Consider the following 16,631-nt stretch of genomic DNA (forward strand, 5'->3'; position numbering starts at 1 on the left):
CAAAAAACCCTTTTACCTTCTTAATTAATGACACCTACGCCAATGAAGCTCATAGTATAACAAATCACACCAGGCATAGTCCCAAAATAATCAAGCAAGAAACAAAACCAATGAACCAGATGGCTGATCTTAACGAAGCCATATCCATTAAATAAAAATAACAATAAATAAAACGGGAGATAATATAAATAATCGCCAAAATTTGAATTGTTGTGCCGATATGATTAGTCGCCATTGCGGTTAATGCAGCAGTAGCAAATACGAGTAATGATTCAAAACTATTTTGATGAGCAGCAACAGCTCGTGCTCCCATCCCTTGTAATCTTGCTTGTTGAGCCCTTGGATAATGATTATCGTATTTCCCTTCTTTTTGCATGAAATTAGCAACCACAATCTTGAGAAGATAAGGCAATAATATTGCAATGAACAAGCAAAGAATTAAAGTAGTCATAATGTTGTATTCCCTAACAATAATTGTTTCACATTAAAATAAAAAAATTGTATTTCGGTATAGCGAAACAAAAACCGAAGCGAACTTTTAGTGTTATTTCTAGTGATTAATAAAAAACGAACCATAATAACGAGAATATTAACCCAGTACAATGACCCAAGTTTCTCTATTCGATATGGAAAATAGTACTTTCTACCAATTAATTTCTTCTGTTATGATAATTTATAAAGTAGGTATCTTTAAAGGATTAGTACTATGGTTCAAGATGAGTCCAAAAAAAAATCCAAAGGACATATTGTTTTATCCTCACATCCATCCGGACATACTGCTGCACCATTAAGAATAAAATGGGGCGCGGAAAATCCGAAAGAACGTGGTCCGGTAATAGCCTCCCTCACTAATATAAAAAATCGCAATGCAGTGGGTACTCATTCTGGCTCATATTCAGTTTATCGAGCGCTGGCTGTTGCTGCTGGAGTATTAGACCCTGAGCATGTTCCCGATCTTACTGATACCACACCTCCGGTTGATATAGGTCCTCATCCTCAATGGAGTGATACTCAGAAAATCGTCTCACTTGATCCCTGGGGGCATCTTGTAGCTAGTGTTTTCGCAGAAGAAATTCAGGCAGGATATGACATTCGGCCTACAATAGCCGTGACCAAAGCTCATATTAATATTCCAGAATTGCATACAGCCATTCAAAAAGGTCGGCTTAAACCGGATGGAAAAATATTAAAAGAATCTGGAGATGTAGCCGTAACTAAAGTCGCGCTAGAACCCGTGTGGTATTTACCCGGAATCGCGGAACGCTTTGGGGTTTCAGAATCACTTTTGCGTCGTACTCTATTTGAGCAAACAGCTGGGATGTTTCCTGAGTTGGTAACACGTTCTGATTATGATGTTTTTTTACCTCCAATAGGTGGTATGACTGCCTATTTTTTTGGTGATGTAACCACCATCCACGATCCCAAAATTGAGCTTACATGTCGTATTCATGATGAATGCAATGGTTCTGATGTATTTGGATCGGATATTTGCACCTGTAGGCCATATTTAGTACATGGAATCGAACTGTCTATTGAATCCGCACAAAAGGGAGGAGGCGGTTTGATTGTTTATAACCGAAAAGAAGGAAGAGCACTCGGTGAAGTAACCAAGTTTTTAGTTTATAACGCCCGCAAGAGACAGAAAGGTGGCGATACAGCTGCAAAATACTTTGAAAGAACAGAATGTGTTGCGGGAGTTCAAGACATGCGTTTTCAAGAATTAATGTCTGATATTTTGCATTGGCTAGGGATTACCAAGATCCACCGTTTCGTTTCCATGTCCAATATGAAATATGATGCATTACTTAAATCGGGAATTCAGGTAGTAGAACGGGTATCGATTCCCGATGAGCTCATTCCCCTTGATGCACAAGTAGAAATGAATGCTAAACGTGCAGCGGGTTACTATTCACCCGATCGAATTGTGGACATAAATGAATTAGCAAGAACTAAAGGACGTGACCTTAATGAGTAATGTACATGAAACTGCCCAAGTAATAGCTACGTTAAAGGATCCACGTACTATACGTGTGCGCTCACAAGCTATTTTGGATCGCGTAAAGCAAGATAAATCAGTTTATTTTGTTTTAGATCCTGAAAAAATGACCAGCACAGCCTCCTTTGTTATTGAAGTAATTCAAGATAATTATCCAAATCTTGATATTCCTTATCACAGTCGTTGGCGTCATTTTGAAGCTGGTGGGATTGATCGAATAAAAAAAATGCAGGAACACATGAATATCCTTCCTGCAGAACAACAAGGAAAAATTCTTTATGAACTGGTTATCATCAGTGTATTTTTAGATGCTGGTGCCGGTCAACATTGGCGCTTCAAGGAGCCTGGGACAGGTATAGAATATTCACGATCTGAAGGCTTAGCCTTAGCCAGCTTATCTCTTTACCAAGAGGGTGTTTTTAGTGCCATCCCAACTGAACCGTTGAGAATAGATGCAGAGCGGTTATTGGCTTTTGGTGAAGAGGCACTCCGGCATGGATTTCAAGTGACTCCCGACAATCCTCTTGAAGGTCTTACCGGAAGAGTTGCTCTTCTCAATCGACTGGGCAGGTTAATCCAACACGATCAATATCATTTTGGAAAAGAAAACCGCTTGGGTGATTTTTATACTTATATAAGCTCCTTGGCAGTAAATAACAAAGTTACAGCCACGCAAATTTTTCAGGAAGTACTCAATACATTCAACGAAATATGGCCGGCCAGACTTTCATTTGAGGGAATACCCCTTGGAGACGTCTGGGAATATAATCCTCTAAAAACAAATGAACCTGGATCGGGTTATATTCCATTTCATAAATTATCTCAGTGGCTTACTTATTCCTTAATTGAACCCTTAGAACAAGCAGGAATTACAGTAACTCATCTGGAAGAGCTCACAGGTTTACCAGAATATCGAAATGGTGGATTGCTTATAGATTGTAGTGTACTGCAATTTAAAAACCAAGAAATTCTAAAAAATGCACTGCCCCCTGATTCAGAAATAATTGTGGAGTGGCGTGCATTAACGGTTTCACTTTTAGATGAATTAGCTGCTTTAATCAGAAAAAAATTGCAAAAGAGTGCGCACGAGCTGCCCTTGGCTAAAATTTTGCAAGGAGGAACTTGGGAAGCCGGACGGCGGATTGCGAAACAAAAACGACCCCAAGGTACCCCCCCTATTCAAATCATTAGTGACGGTACCGTATTTTAAATTTAAGACCGTTTCTAGCTTGGCTAAGTAGCCTGGTTAAGGACAACGTCGTAAACGGGATTTCTAACACCATGTTTCCCGCTTTCCGCTTCGCTTCACCAGGCTATAATTTTTCACCTAAACCGCAGTTTGGAGTTAAAATGAACGATCAACAGGTAGTTGTAGTGAACCATCCATTAATTCAGCATAAATTAACAATTATGCGCCGAAAAGATACCAGCACCGTCAAATTTCGTACTCTAATGCATGAGATTAGCATGTTGCTCGCTTATGAGGTTACTCGTGATTTAGAAATGGAATATGAGGAAATTGAAACACCTTTAGCGACAATGAAATCCCCTGTTTTAAAAGGAAAAAAATTAGTTTTTGTATCCATATTGCGTGCGGGTAATGGATTAGTCGATGGGATGTTGCAACTTGTGCCTACCGCACGAATCGGCCATATTGGTTTGTATCGGGACCCTAAAACCCTTGAAGCAATTGAATATTATATTAAACTTCCAGAACATACCCGAAATCGTGATGTGATTGTAGTTGATCCCATGTTAGCTACGGGAAATTCTGCCATCGCTGCGGTTAAAGAAATTAAAGCAATCGAGCCTAAATCGATTAAATTTCTCTGTCTGCTCGCCTCACCTGAAGGCATTGCAGCATTTCATGAAGAGCATCCAGAGATTCCCATTTACACGGCTGCAATAGACCAACAACTCAACGAGAAAGGCTATATTATTCCAGGCTTAGGTGATGCAGGAGACAGGCTTTATGGAACAAAACTAGAATATTAATTATTGAAACATCCGTGCCGGGGCGGATCCTGTTGAAATATTAGCTTCACAGTGTTAATATTGAACACAGTGTTCGGTATAAAGGATGTTTTTAATGTCGTCAAATGAAGCTGCAGCAATACGTTCACCCCTAGCAGTTAGTAAAAAGTTTTCATGGACAAAACATGATACCGTATGGATGTTAAGTCTTTACGGTACTGCAGTCGGCGCCGGAACCCTTTTCCTCCCCATAGATGCAGGACTTAATGGGATCTGGCCCTTAATAATAATGGCCATCCTTGCCTTCCCTATGACTTATTTTTCACATCGCGCCCTATGCCGCTTTGTCTTATCAGGTTCTTCCACCCAAAATGACATTACCGAGGTGGTTGAAGAGCACTTCGGTAGTTTTGCAGGAAGGATATTGACGGGCTTGTATTTTTTTGCAATTTATCCCATTTTATTGATGTACAGTGTAGCAATAACTAATACTACCGAAAGTTTTATTGTGAATCAGTTAGGTATGTCCGCACCACCTAGAGCACTTTTAGCCATAATCCTGATTCTGGGACTCATGGCTATTGTCCGTTTTGGACAAGAAATAATTGTTAAATCAATGTCCTTATTAGTTTTTCCTTTTGCAACAACATTATTATTTTTGTCTATTTATTTAATACCCAACTGGAATAGTGCTATTTTGCAACAAAGCAACTCTTTACATGCCAATGGGGGACATGGATTGTTAATGACGCTCTGGTTAGTTATTCCGGTAATGGTTTTTTCTTTTAATCACTCACCTATTATTTCTTCTTTTGCGGTTAATCAAAAAAAGGAACACGGTATTGATGCAGACAGTAATAGCCTTTCGATCATGCGCTACAGCCATCTACTCATGGTCTTTTCGGTGATGTTCTTTGTATTCAGTTGTGTTTTTAGTCTCTCACCTCAAGACCTTCTACAAGCAAAACAACAAAATATTTCGATTTTGTCTTATCTTGCAAATCATTTTAAGACTCCTCTCATTGCTTGTATTGCCCCTATTATCGCTTTTATTGCAATTTCTAAATCGTTTTTTGGTCATTATTTAGGGGCTAAAGAAGGTTTGAGCAGTATTATTGTCAATTTCCTAAAACAAACGGGAAACAAGATAAGTCCCTGTAGGTTACAACGAATCATAGAAATTTTTATGGTCATTACCTGCTGGATTGTTGCAACAATCAATCCCAACATTTTAAAAATGATAGAGACTCTAGGTGGACCAGTTATTGCTATCCTGTTGTTTATTATGCCTATGTATGCAACAGCTAAAATTCCTGCAATGAAAAAATATCGCACCCATGTGGTAAGTAATTTATTTACAACGATAATGGGTATCATCTCTATTTCAGCAATAATATACGGCTTGCTGTAAAAAAAGCATAACCCGGGTATAAAGCATAACGAAACCTCGGTTATGTTACCCAGAATGCTATTTCCATTCCTACGAAAATATGAAACAATTTATGACAAGCTTATCCAATACTATTTTCGATGCACGTTGAATTTCAGCACGTCCCTATAGAAAACATCCAAGCGGGGCAATATCAACCCAGACAAGATTTTAATGACATCGCATTAAAAGAGCTCGCCCAATCAATTGCCTCTCAGGGTTTGATTGAACCCTTAATCGTACGAACTATTGCAAAACAGCGTTATGAAATTATTGCTGGAGAACGACGATGGCGTGCTGCAAAAATAGCAGGATTGCACACAGTGCCCTGTTTAATAGGAAATTATAGTGACAAACAAGCATGCGCACTCACCCTAATTGAAAACATTCAACGAGAAGATTTAAATTTGATTGAAGAGGCAAGCGCTTATCGGCGTTTGATTGATGAGTTTCACTACCATCAAGATGAAATAGCTACTTTAGTAGGAAAATCGCGCAGTCATATTGCCAATATTATTCGTCTACTCAGTTTAAGTGAATCAATAAAAAATTTAATTCGGGATAAAACCTTATCTTTGGGGCATGCGCGAGTTCTCGTAGGATTAAATCCAGGCCAACAAGAGTATTTAGCCCAACAGACTATAGAGCAAGAATGGTCAGTGAGACAGTTGGAACAAGCAGTTAAAACGCAAAAGAATAAACAATTTTCAACTCCCCAAAATGCTAAAAGAGATCGGGACATTGAGCGATTACAAGCTCTATTGGCAGAGCAAGTGGGAGCGCCTGTGCAAATAATAAACGATCATGGCGATGGCGGATGGTTACAAGTTAAATTTTTTGATAATGATACTCTCGCAGGACTTTTGGAGCGATTGGGCTTGAGATATGATTAAACTAACTTATCAATTTTTTATTCAACACGTGATAAAGCAAAAGGAACGATATCAATGAAAAGGACCTTAACTGGCGCGTTTTTATTAGCCTTATCAGCACTATCACAGGGTGCCAGTATCCAAAGCGAAGTAGATAAGCTAATTAACCGTATCAATCCGAATGTTAATCTCGGAATTGTCGTTCTTGACTTAACTTCTGGCCAAACCTTATATCGCCGGAATGCAGCGCGTTTGTATATCCCTGCAAGTAACATGAAGCTTTTTTCAGAAGCAGCTGCTTTGATGGTTCTTGGGCCGGATTATCGCTTCAAAAACCAATTGAATATAAGTGCGGGTAGCATACAACAAGGTGTACTCCAGGGTAATGTTTATGTGCAATTAAGTGGAGACCCTTCATTTAGCCGTAATGATTTAAATACGCTACTTTACTCGCTAAAAGAATGGAATATCCATACCATCCAAGGTAACGTGTACATAGATAGCAGTTTTGCTGAAGTTTCCCCTTATCCCCCAGGTTGGTTAACATCCGATTTATCCTACAGTTATGGGGCTCCCAATGCCCCCGTAATGGTTGACTCTAATCGTTTGACGGTCACTGTAAATCCAGGGGCGCAGGCTGGAGATCCGGCGATCGTGGAAGCAGACGACGGTGGTGGCGCTATCACCTTAAATAACCAGGCTACAACAAAAGCCAACACCCAAGGGTGTGGTGTAGGTTTTAGTTTAGATCAAGACAATCATTTAACAGTTCGTGGTTGTGTCGGAGTTGGACAGTGGGCCGTACAACAAAAATTGGCTATAAAAAACCCTTTAATGTACACTCAAGCCATGATCAAAAACCAACTGCTAAAAGCCAATATACAACTGAACGGTCAAGTACAGTTAGGCAAAACTCCCGCAGGTTCTTTGTTAATTGCGACCCAACACTCTAAACCCGTATCCCAATTGATGGCAGATACGTTAAAGCCCTCTGATAACCTCTATGCAGACAGCCTTTATTTGCATGCTGCTGAAAAGCTCAAAGGGGCACCCGTAAACTGGCGAGGAGCCGAGCCTTTAATCAAAAATTTTTTACAATCACAGACTGGAATCGATTTTTCGAATGCGATTTTTACTGATGGATCGGGCTTATCACGATACAGTTTAGTAACTCCTGAGCAAACCATTTCACTTTTAAAATTTCTATACCAACGTTTTCCATTATCTTATGAATATATTTCCGCATTACCTATTTCTGGACGAGATGGTACCTTACAAAAAAGATTTCGGATTCCTATCCAACAAGGTTTTGTGCGGGCTAAAACCGGTACCATGACCGGAATAAATAGTCTTTCAGGATATTTATATACTGCCAATGGTCATACGTTGGCTTTTGCAATGTATGTCAATAGGCAACCAGGAAAAGCCTCCGGACCAGGACGACCCGTATTGGATGCAATTATTACTTATTTTCTACAGAAAAACCCGGAAAGTAGTCGTTTGAGTCGAGTTTTTTCACCGCACCAGCGCATTAGTTTTCAATTAAATCCTACCCAAGCTGAAAAACAAAAAGTACATCAAGCCCGATGGAGACGTTTGGAGTCTGCGATTCGAACAGCGCTGAGAGGGCAACCTGTTAATATAGTGTATCGAGGTAATGAACTCATAGTAAACGATAACCAAGCGGATCCTGGAAAAGTATGGGCAACATTGCAATCCGTAGTAAAAAAATATCCTTTTGCAGTCATGTTGTCTTCTAAGACACTACCGATTAATCCTTCGGGTAGACCTACTTTACTGTGGATACAAGCGCCAGAGATGCCCAATCAAATACAAAGAGTATGGAGTATTCGCGAAGCGGCTTAGGAATGAATCATTGGGACACGCAACGAAACTTGAGAAACCTTAATTCTATAAGTTTCGTGACCCAACCTAAATGATTTAATATACATTATATTCTTTAGTAAATAGCAATGGAGATTTAATTGAATTCACTTGTTCAAATTATTCTACTGGTTTTTTGCTTTGTCCATTCTCTGTATGCGGCCCCAAGTTTTTTAACAATTAGTGATATTCATTACGGCAGTACAAATCAATCTCGTGATGGAGAGGATACTGGGCCAGAATTTCTAAAAATTACCATGAAGGAATATGAAAAACTAAGTAAAAAAGTAGACTTCATTCTTTGCTTAGGTGATTTACCCACTCACTCTTTATTTAATTCACCTAAAAAAGGTGAGTTTGAAAAAACTGTATTTGATGAATTATATGAGAACGATAAGGATCTGAAACCTATTTTTTACATTGCAGGGAACAATGACTCTTTACTTGGTAATTACCAACCCTTCGAATCAAATGGCGTTTCTCCATTAAATTTTGCTACGGACTGGGATGGAGCTTGTGCTCACTGTAAAGGATTAATTATAGATGACAGTCATATGTATCAAGATGGATATTATTCGAGTTATGTAATCCCTGGGGATAAAGAAATTATTTTGATAGCCTTAAATGCAACTCAATGGACAAGAACACCTATTCTTTCAAAGTATACAAATCAGGAGCATGATGCTTTAACTCAACTTTCGTGGCTGAAACAACAATTAAAAAAACATCACGCCAAACAACTTTTAATTGCTATGCATGAACCACCTGGAACTTCATATCGGGGGGAGCCTATTTGGCATGAACCTTATCTGCAAGAATTTATAAGCATATTAAACAACAATAAAAAATCATACGGTGAAATCACTCTACTTACCTCTCATACGCATATGGATGGATTTAGAAAAATCCATTTAAATGATGGAAGTAATATATATGCTTATTCTAATCCAGCTGTTAGCCGTATTCATCACAATTACCCAGCGATGAAAATATTTAGCCTGGGTAATAATTTAAAAATAAAAAATTTTACTACTTATTATACAAGTGATCCAAACAGTTGGAACAACCAACAATATCAGGCGCTTAATTCTAATGGATCAATTTTTCCGCATTGCCACCAGACGCTATCTCAATGTTTGAATAAGTTAAATACTGAACACGTATGTAATTATTTAGATAGAGGTTCGTTTATTGGTGTAAAAAGTCCTACGGTACCTAATCAAGAATGCAAAAAAATATATAAAGTTTCCTGATTGACAAATTCATCAATCGACTCTAACTTTGATCGGTTATCATTAAAGGACTAAAATATGAAAGCTTTATATACTGCAACAGCACGAACCCACGGCGGCCGTAATGGTCATATAGAAACCTCCGACGGATTATTAAGGCTGGACCTCGCCAAACCCCAGGAATTAGGTGGTCAAGGCGGTGGTACCAATCCAGAGGAATTATTTGCTGCAGGTTATGCAGCATGCTTTGAGAGTGCAATGCGTCATGTTGCCAGTTTACAGAACATTCCTCTGCAAGATGTCTCAATTCTCTCTCAAGTCTCTTTGTATCCCACACCAGAAAAAGGATATAAGCTTGGAGTTGAAATGCATACCCACATTAAGGGTTTAAATCAAAAAGAAGCAGAAAAATTAGTAGCTGAAGCTCATACAATTTGCCCTTATTCGAATGCAATTCGTGGGAATGTTGATGTAAACTTCAAAATAAGCACTGAGTAACGACTCCTTTACCGAGTGAAACTATTGAGCCTCAAAATCCCGGGTTTTCGCTGCACGTACCCGGGAAGGATGTATATTGAATCATATTACGAGCTGCTTATGCTTCATATTTTCTGCAACCACTCTACTTAGTTCACTTATATAATCTTCAGGATAAGTTGTTTTCTTACATGCAAAAAAATCAAAAAATGAACTATTGCGTTTTATCATTTTCATATTTTCAGTATCTTGGGTAAATGCTTTAATAGAAGCCTCGATCTCCTGTAAATTCCCACTTTGGCACTGTAAATTAAAAATAAATTGTTTTAAAACTCACGTCGCTCCTACGGGATGCACAAAATGATTGTTCTAAGCTGATGGCACTTCGATGAAGATTATTTATTATCTTTACTACCTCCGCAGGCAAATGGGCATAAGGTGCAGATGAAAATGGATGTGTGGCATCTTCTGCATCTTTACAACATTTTTTACTGGTTCCGGGGGAATAAATTGGAAAATCGCGTTATATGCCTCTTTAAATTGTACTGCTAACCAAGTATGAGTATCCATAGTTGGATGTATGTCATCCCAAAACATATAACCATCCGCTGGAGAAATATGTTCTTTTTGGTGCATCAGATTTTTTTGACTTTGTTTAAATTCTTCCGACTCAATAAAGGGTGATGCTAATTTAATTTTATCGAACCCATACTCTTCGCAATGAGTATAAATTTTTTCAAATTGCGTACTGACATTAAAAACTGAAAGATGCAAAGGAGTATTTGAATAATTATATTTTTCAATAACTTGCTGGACTTTAGCTGTCAATTGTTTATTAAAATATTTCGAGCATTTGGCAGCATTTTCTTGTTCCTTAGTACTTTTTTTCCTAAATCTTGGAGTTAACGACAGATCGGGAAGATTTAATAAAACAAAATTCCGATAACCTTGTTGAATCAAATTCTCAAAATTTTCCATTCGTGCATTAACCAAATCTCTAATCCTATTGCAAAAAAACTCGAATAAGACTCAGTTGCAACTCAAAATCTCCTAAAACCTAATCCTGATCATGCTCAAGGAAGAGATCCGAAATAATTGATTACAAATGGTTCAAAAGATAATTCAGAATCGAAACGCTGTATTTGCACTACTTCTTTTATAAAAATCGGTTAATAGGCAACAAAAAAAACACTAGGAAAAAAATTTCCCATGAGGCAAATATTTAATGGGAATTTTATATTGGTTGATTGGACAGTTCCTGATACTATAAATTTATTTGTCGAAAATTGTCTATGAAAAACAAACAATTTGATCTTATTGTTCTCGGTGGTGGTAGTGGCGGGATTGCCAGTGCTGTGCGAGCCGCCAAATATGGAGCCAAGGTTGCTGTAGTAGAGCCAAGCTATTTAGGGGGTACCTGCGTCAATTTAGGATGTGTCCCCAAAAAAATCATGTTCAATGCGTCCATGATTAATGAAATGATACATCATGCGCCTGAATATGGCTTTTCTCTTACCGCAACAAAACTTGACTGGAACACTCTAGTTATTAAACGAAATGCCTACATAGAGCGACTCAGAGAAAATTACGCAAAACGTTTTACCCAATGCAACATCACTTTAATTCAAGGTACTGGGGCTTTTGTCAATCCGCACTCAATTCAAGTAAATGACGAGCAATATCAAGCACAACATATCATCATTGCAACAGGTGGCGAACCGTCCTTACCCACGATCCATGGCGTTCAACATGTTATTGACTCTGATGGTTTCTTTGCTTTGTCTAAACAGCCGGAAAAAGTAGCTATTATTGGGAGTGGATACATCGGAGTCGAGCTGGCAGGCGTATTAAACGGGCTCGGAAGTGAAACACACCTATTAATGAGAGGTACAAGACCTTTATCCCGCTTTGATAATATCCTAGGGGATACCTTAATGGAGGTTATGCAACAACAAGGTATTCATATTCACTCAAATCATAAGGCAAAAGAAATAAACTTGCATAGTGATGGTAGAAAATCAATCGTATGTTGTAGTGGCTCGATAATTCAAGATATCGATGTCATTATTGCTGCTGTGGGAAGGAAACCCAGAACCTCTGGCCTAAACCTGGAAAAAGTACATGTTACCACTGATGCACAAGGTTTGATTTTGGTCGATCCTTTCCAGAACACTAGTACTCAGGGGATCTATGCCCTAGGTGATGTAACCAATGCCCCCGCCCTTACTCCTGTAGCAATTGCTGCAGGCCGTCGTTTAGCAGATCGTTTATTTGGCCAACAACCCGAAGCTTGCCTGAACTATGAGAACATTAGCACCGTAATCTTTAGCCACCCACCCATTGGAACAGTTGGTCTTAGTGAGCAGGAGGCTATTGAACAATACGGTAAAGAGCAAATTAAAACCTATCAAACTCGTTTTAATCCAATGTTTGAAGCATTTGCTGAAGAAAAGATACCTACCGTGATGAAATTAGTTACCTTAGGTAAAGAAGAAAAAATTATTGGGTTGCATGTCATTGGCTTAGCAGCGGATGAAATGCTGCAAGGCTTTGGGGTGGCAGTCAAGATGGGTGCCTGTAAAAAAGATTTTGATAATACAGTTGCCATTCATCCCACAAGTGCAGAAGAATTTGTGACTATGGTTTAATAATATGAATGATTCTATTCGCAGTTTTCAAGGTAAATCTCCATCATTAGGACAAAGAGTATACATTGATCCTAAATCAGTTCTCATTGGGGATGTGTCCCTTGGGGACGATGTATCTGTTTGGCCCATGGCTGTTTTACGTGGGGACGTTAACTCGATTAAAATAGGTAATGCGTGCAGTATTCAAGATGGGGCAATTTTACATGTGACTCATGATGGTCCCTATTCTTCAGGAGGACAACCGCTAATTTTAGGCCAAGGAATTACAATTGGGCATCAAGCGGTATTACATGGGTGTATCGTTGACGATTTTTGTCTTATTGGGATGGGCGCATTAATTTTGGATGCTGTACATATACCCCATCATGTTATGGTCGGTGCGGGCTCTTTAGTTTCACCTGGAAAAGTACTCGAAAGTGGTTATCTATATCTTGGAAATCCTGCTAGGGCAATCAGAAAATTAACCCAGCAGGAACTTGAAATGTTAGAATACTCAGCACAACATTATGTACGTCTCAAAGATAAACATTTGGCATCCTTATAAGGTATCACTCCTGAGCCAGGTAAAACCCTTAAGAAAACCAAGTTTAGCCCACTACAACGGCCCAAAACTCTAAATATATATGCTGCGATGTTGCCTACTTCATTTCCACCCAATCGCTGAAAAAACTTGTAAAAATTTCATCTAAAATAAAAGAAAAGATAGGGATAAGATGAAATGACTCAAACGCCTTTGGAAGCAGAAATATTAAAAACCGAAAAACTAAGAACCACAATTTTAGCTACTATTTTCAGTTTATTATCCCTCATGTGGATAACATTTATCATACATTCCCCCGAAATATTTTTTCGTATTGCGAACATCTCCGCCTTGCTTTTACCTAGCTATTTAGCGTGTGTTGCACTCTATTTTTTTATGATGCGTAAAGTTATTTGTTGGCATATAGTTCATAAGAAAAATTTGCCTATCGTTCTTCGATACATGAATGCGTTTATTGAAATGAGTGTTCCAACATTAGGGCTGATTATCGCTACAACATTTCAAACACCAGTGTATGTGCTTTTAATGCCACCTATCTTACTTTACTTTCTTTTCATCATTCTTTCGTCATTAACGCTGAATGAATGGATATGCCGATTTTCAGGATTGATTGGAGCTCTTGAATATGGGGGGCTTTCTTATTACGTACTAAATTATACTAACACCGAAAATATTGATTACTATTTAGTTGCATGGTTCGCTTTTGCTGCGCGTGGATTCATGATATTAATCGCAGGAATTGTCACTGGTTTTGTCACCATGCAAATTAAAAAGCAGCTTCTTACCGCATTTGACGCTCAGGAGGAACGGGAACGAATTGAAGAGATTTTTGGCAAGCATGTTTCTCCAGAAGTTGTAGCTAAGTTGTTATCAGAAGATGCCAATTCAAGCGAATACCTCCCTGTTTGTGTCATGTTTTTGGATATAAGAAATTTTACTCATTTTACCGAACAAAATGAACCCGCGGTAGTTGTGGAGTACCTCAATAAACTTTTTAAATATATCGTAAAAATCATTCATGACAATAAAGGAATTATTAATAAATTTTTAGGGGATGGTTTTATGGCGGTATTTGGTGCTCCGTTATCCAGTGGGAATGATGTAGCTAATGCAGTAAATGCAGCATTGGCGATTATAAAACGCACGGAAGAAGAAGTAAAAAAAGGTAACCTACCCAATCTAAAATTAGGAATTGGCCTACATTTTGGTGATGCAGTAACAGGCACTATAGGGACCAAAAAACGTCAGGAATATACTATCATAGGAGACGTAGTAAATTCTGCTGCTCATATAGAACAACTCAATAAAATATACAACACAAACATTCTCATCTCTGAAGATGCAATTAAGAAACTACCTGACTTCAAGGGTGAATTTGTGGGTGATGCCACTTTAAAACATCGTGATAATCCGATTAAATTATACCGCCTAAGTTGAAACTTCATTGGGAAAATATAAATTAGGAACATAGTAACGGTATGATTGATATCTCATTCTATCTTCCTAAAACTAAAGTATAGAGGTGTCATGTAAATTTAAAGACTAGGTTGAGAGATCCTGGGTTCTGGGAGGTTCACTTGCTTTGATTGTTTCATAAGGCCATGTGCTCTAAGCAATTCTGCATTATTTACTTTTGCAGACTCTTCTTTAATTATTGTCTGCTCGTGTTTATCTAACTCTTCTTCCATTTGCTCTATAAGAAGCTGTAAGCGAGTATTTTTTTCAGCCAGTTCTAATTGGATTGTCTTTACATCTTCCATTCCATTTTCTAAAGCAATAAGTCGTTTATTAATTTTCATTTGTTATCCCTACATATTTTTTAAAATTCATTTCAATATCCATGGACTTATTATCCAGATAAAAGATGGATAATAGTAACAATTAGTGAACTTTAACTCGAGTTACTCCAGAAATTTTCATCACTAAATCCTCGGTATACGCTGTGGAGGGGGTTTGAAAACCAATTGGAGCATTTCCTGATAAAACGTTTTGCATAATTAGTACTGTAGATAAAGCAGTCAGTGAATAACCATTAGGTGTAGTTATTAGGGCAGCAGACTTATCCCCTGCACTATTGACTACTTCACCATAGATTTTGACCACTGAATTTTGTCTTTGCTCTTCAGTAGGTCCAGCAGGTAATTGATTGATTTTATGTATTATATACTTTTTAATTGGCGCACAATTAAAAAGCCATTTAAATGAATTAATTACATTTTTAAATTTAATCACTTTTCTAGGTAAAGCCATATAAGTTTCTATATGTGGAATTTGGGTAGACCACCATGCTGAAGCTAAATCCCCCCAAGAAATCGTGGTACATAACATCTTCTTTGGAGTACCAAAATCAAAAAAATGGCTCTTCCAACCAAAAGGAGCTTTTTTTAAAACTCCATTATCTCGAATCAGACTCCCTTCAGGGATATCTTCTACCATTGTTTTGGCTGTACCGTGAGAGATACTTAAACCAGCATGTCCGTTAAATGATGCAATAGCAAGTACTAATCGGTTTGCGTCTGGCAAACAACGTTTTAAGTAAGCGGCCAAACAGTCACTTGGTACCACGTCAAACCCAGAACCAGGAAGTAACATAACCCCATTTCTAAGCGCTTGGTCATTCATTGCCATCAGTTCCTCTATTACCCTGGCCTCGCCGGTAATATCCAAGTAGTGAGTCTTCACATCAAGACATGCCAGTGCCATATTTTTGTAAGTATGTTTGAATGGTCCAGCACAATGAATGACAGCCATAAGATCGTGGAGCCCTTTTTTGGTTTGTTCCAGATCATCCACATCAAATACTCGGTATTCCAAATTTAAAGCGGAGGCTTGATGTTCTAATTTCTTTTTATCTCTTCCTCCCAATATCGGTTTTAATCCTTGCTGCACACTTAATTGCGCAATCAAGTTACCCGTATATCCATAAGAGCCATAAATTAGGAAGTTGTTCTTTTTCATAAGCTACTCAAATATTTGTTTTATCCAGTGTATCTCGATAACTATCTTTTATCGAGGTTGAGGTTGAAGTTCTGAAAAAATGATAAGGATTAAATCGTGAGACTCATTAAGGCTACAATTTTATCCGAGAATCACAAGTGTAGACGCTCAATGGAACGAATGAGCTTAAAAAGATAATAAGTTGGTAGTTTCTGAAATTTTTAGCAAAAAAAAAGCGGCTTAAAGCCGCTTTCAAGAATAAAACCCTGGCGATGACCTACTTTCACATGAGGAAACCTCACACTATCATTGGCGCGGTCTCGTTTCACTTCTGAGTTCGAGATGGGATCAGGTGGTTCCAAGACGCTATGGTCGCCAGGAAAACTGTTTATGCATAATGGGGGCTATTATACCCGAATTATGCTTTAGGTAAATAAAGAGGTGCACATTTTTTTGTAAGTGAGGTCAAGAACCTCACTTTAATACTTTTAAACTTGTATCTGGAGCTATGAAATGAAGTAGCTCAGATTATATGGTCAAGACAATCAGCCAATTAGTACAAGTTAGCTTCACACATTACTGCGCTTCCACACCTTGCCTATCAACGTTGTAGTCTTCAACGGGCTTCAAGGGAAAACTCA

At 38.3% G+C, this 16,631-nt stretch carries 15 protein-coding genes and 2 rRNA genes; 11 read left to right on the forward strand and 6 right to left on the reverse strand.

The genetic code is table 11. From position 1 onward, the window contains the following. Positions 1–64: 64 nt before the first annotated feature. Positions 65–451 carry an MAPEG family protein gene (locus tag ACWTE2_RS04990; protein WP_454784404.1) on the reverse strand — a complete coding sequence of 129 codons (387 nt, stop codon included), beginning with the start codon at positions 449–451 and terminating at the stop codon, positions 65–67. 255 nt (positions 452–706) lie between these two features. On the opposite strand from ACWTE2_RS04990, the gene ACWTE2_RS04995 reads away from it, so the two are divergent. The 8 genes from ACWTE2_RS04995 to ACWTE2_RS05030 all read left to right on the forward strand — a co-directional run bounded on the left by ACWTE2_RS04995 (position 707) and on the right by ACWTE2_RS05030 (position 9,885). Next, positions 707–1,975, forward strand: coding sequence for a GTP cyclohydrolase II (locus ACWTE2_RS04995; RefSeq protein ID WP_182391395.1), 1,269 nt, complete (start codon positions 707–709; stop codon positions 1,973–1,975). After that, entirely contained in the window at positions 1,968–3,206 is a 1,239-nt protein-coding gene (locus ACWTE2_RS05000) for a URC4/urg3 family protein (RefSeq protein ID WP_454784405.1), read from the forward strand. Before ACWTE2_RS04995 ends, ACWTE2_RS05000 begins: the two co-directional genes overlap by 8 nt. A 140-nt stretch (positions 3,207–3,346) precedes the next feature. Further along, positions 3,347–3,991: a uracil phosphoribosyltransferase gene (upp, locus tag ACWTE2_RS05005; protein WP_454784406.1), complete on the forward strand. Its 645-nt coding sequence runs from the start codon at positions 3,347–3,349 to the stop codon at positions 3,989–3,991. 94 nt (positions 3,992–4,085) lie between these two features. Further along, the gene (locus tag ACWTE2_RS05010; RefSeq protein WP_454784407.1) at positions 4,086–5,381 is read left to right on the forward strand and encodes a serine/threonine transporter; all 1,296 of its coding nucleotides are present in this window, start codon (positions 4,086–4,088) and stop codon (positions 5,379–5,381) included. A gap of 119 nt (positions 5,382–5,500) precedes the next feature. Then, positions 5,501–6,292, forward strand: a complete 792-nt coding sequence (locus tag ACWTE2_RS05015; protein WP_454784408.1) for a ParB/RepB/Spo0J family partition protein — start codon at positions 5,501–5,503, stop codon at positions 6,290–6,292. Positions 6,293–6,346: 54 nt separating this feature from the next. Next, positions 6,347–8,137: a D-alanyl-D-alanine carboxypeptidase/D-alanyl-D-alanine endopeptidase gene (gene dacB, locus ACWTE2_RS05020; RefSeq protein WP_182391400.1), complete on the forward strand. Its 1,791-nt coding sequence runs from the start codon at positions 6,347–6,349 to the stop codon at positions 8,135–8,137. A gap of 119 nt (positions 8,138–8,256) precedes the next feature. After that, a complete protein-coding gene (locus tag ACWTE2_RS05025) occupies positions 8,257–9,408 on the forward strand; it encodes a metallophosphoesterase (RefSeq protein ID WP_454784409.1) in 1,152 nt (383 codons plus the stop codon). Positions 9,409–9,465: 57 nt separating this feature from the next. After that, entirely contained in the window at positions 9,466–9,885 is a 420-nt protein-coding gene (locus tag ACWTE2_RS05030) for an organic hydroperoxide resistance protein (protein ID WP_454784410.1), read from the forward strand. A gap of 390 nt (positions 9,886–10,275) precedes the next feature. Here ACWTE2_RS05030 and ACWTE2_RS05035 read toward each other — a convergent pair whose 3' ends face one another. Then, on the reverse strand, positions 10,276–10,857 hold the full coding sequence (locus tag ACWTE2_RS05035) for an SGNH/GDSL hydrolase family protein (RefSeq protein ID WP_454784411.1): 582 nt from the start codon (positions 10,855–10,857) through the stop codon (positions 10,276–10,278). Positions 10,858–11,156: 299 nt separating this feature from the next. On the opposite strand from ACWTE2_RS05035, the gene gorA reads away from it, so the two are divergent. From gorA to ACWTE2_RS05050, 3 genes are all read left to right on the forward strand, one after another. After that, the gene (gorA, locus tag ACWTE2_RS05040) at positions 11,157–12,512 is read left to right on the forward strand and encodes a glutathione-disulfide reductase (protein ID WP_454784412.1); all 1,356 of its coding nucleotides are present in this window, start codon (positions 11,157–11,159) and stop codon (positions 12,510–12,512) included. Positions 12,513–12,516: 4 nt separating this feature from the next. After that, positions 12,517–13,056, forward strand: a complete 540-nt coding sequence (locus ACWTE2_RS05045; protein WP_454784413.1) for a gamma carbonic anhydrase family protein — start codon at positions 12,517–12,519, stop codon at positions 13,054–13,056. A gap of 174 nt (positions 13,057–13,230) precedes the next feature. Further along, positions 13,231–14,490 carry an adenylate/guanylate cyclase domain-containing protein gene (locus ACWTE2_RS05050; RefSeq protein WP_454784414.1) on the forward strand — a complete coding sequence of 420 codons (1,260 nt, stop codon included), beginning with the start codon at positions 13,231–13,233 and terminating at the stop codon, positions 14,488–14,490. Between the two features lie 98 nt (positions 14,491–14,588). Here ACWTE2_RS05050 and ACWTE2_RS05055 read toward each other — a convergent pair whose 3' ends face one another. The 4 genes from ACWTE2_RS05055 to ACWTE2_RS05070 all read right to left on the reverse strand — a co-directional run. Then, entirely contained in the window at positions 14,589–14,852 is a 264-nt protein-coding gene (locus tag ACWTE2_RS05055; protein ID WP_454784415.1) for a hypothetical protein, read from the reverse strand. 82 nt (positions 14,853–14,934) lie between these two features. Next, positions 14,935–16,011 carry a saccharopine dehydrogenase family protein gene (locus tag ACWTE2_RS05060; protein WP_454784416.1) on the reverse strand — a complete coding sequence of 359 codons (1,077 nt, stop codon included), beginning with the start codon at positions 16,009–16,011 and terminating at the stop codon, positions 14,935–14,937. Positions 16,012–16,254: 243 nt separating this feature from the next. Further along, positions 16,255–16,370, reverse strand: a 5S ribosomal RNA gene (rrf, locus tag ACWTE2_RS05065). A 152-nt stretch (positions 16,371–16,522) separates the two neighbouring features. Beyond that, positions 16,523–16,631, reverse strand: a 23S ribosomal RNA gene (locus ACWTE2_RS05070); the annotation flags it as partial.

Source organism: Legionella nigrisilvae, from assembly GCF_977063395.2.

Bases quoted from the DNA above. Each gene is read 5' to 3' on its own strand.
- ACWTE2_RS05015 (WP_454784408.1), top strand. From the start codon at position 5,501: ATGCACGTTGAATTTCAGCACGTCCCTATAGAAAACATCCAAGCGGGG.
- ACWTE2_RS05050 (WP_454784414.1), top strand. From the start codon at position 13,231: ATGACTCAAACGCCTTTGGAAGCAGAAATATTAAAAACCGAAAAACTA.
- ACWTE2_RS05000 (WP_454784405.1), top strand. From the start codon at position 1,968: ATGAGTAATGTACATGAAACTGCCCAAGTAATAGCTACGTTAAAGGAT.
- gorA (WP_454784412.1), top strand. From the start codon at position 11,157: ATGAAAAACAAACAATTTGATCTTATTGTTCTCGGTGGTGGTAGTGGC.
- ACWTE2_RS05045 (WP_454784413.1), top strand. From the start codon at position 12,517: ATGAATGATTCTATTCGCAGTTTTCAAGGTAAATCTCCATCATTAGGA.
- ACWTE2_RS05030 (WP_454784410.1), top strand. From the start codon at position 9,466: ATGAAAGCTTTATATACTGCAACAGCACGAACCCACGGCGGCCGTAAT.
- dacB (WP_182391400.1), top strand. From the start codon at position 6,347: ATGAAAAGGACCTTAACTGGCGCGTTTTTATTAGCCTTATCAGCACTA.
- ACWTE2_RS05055 (WP_454784415.1), bottom strand. From the start codon at position 14,852: ATGAAAATTAATAAACGACTTATTGCTTTAGAAAATGGAATGGAAGAT.
- ACWTE2_RS04990 (WP_454784404.1), bottom strand. From the start codon at position 451: ATGACTACTTTAATTCTTTGCTTGTTCATTGCAATATTATTGCCTTAT.
- ACWTE2_RS04995 (WP_182391395.1), top strand. From the start codon at position 707: ATGGTTCAAGATGAGTCCAAAAAAAAATCCAAAGGACATATTGTTTTA.
- ACWTE2_RS05060 (WP_454784416.1), bottom strand. From the start codon at position 16,011: ATGAAAAAGAACAACTTCCTAATTTATGGCTCTTATGGATATACGGGT.
- upp (WP_454784406.1), top strand. From the start codon at position 3,347: ATGAACGATCAACAGGTAGTTGTAGTGAACCATCCATTAATTCAGCAT.
- ACWTE2_RS05010 (WP_454784407.1), top strand. From the start codon at position 4,086: ATGTCGTCAAATGAAGCTGCAGCAATACGTTCACCCCTAGCAGTTAGT.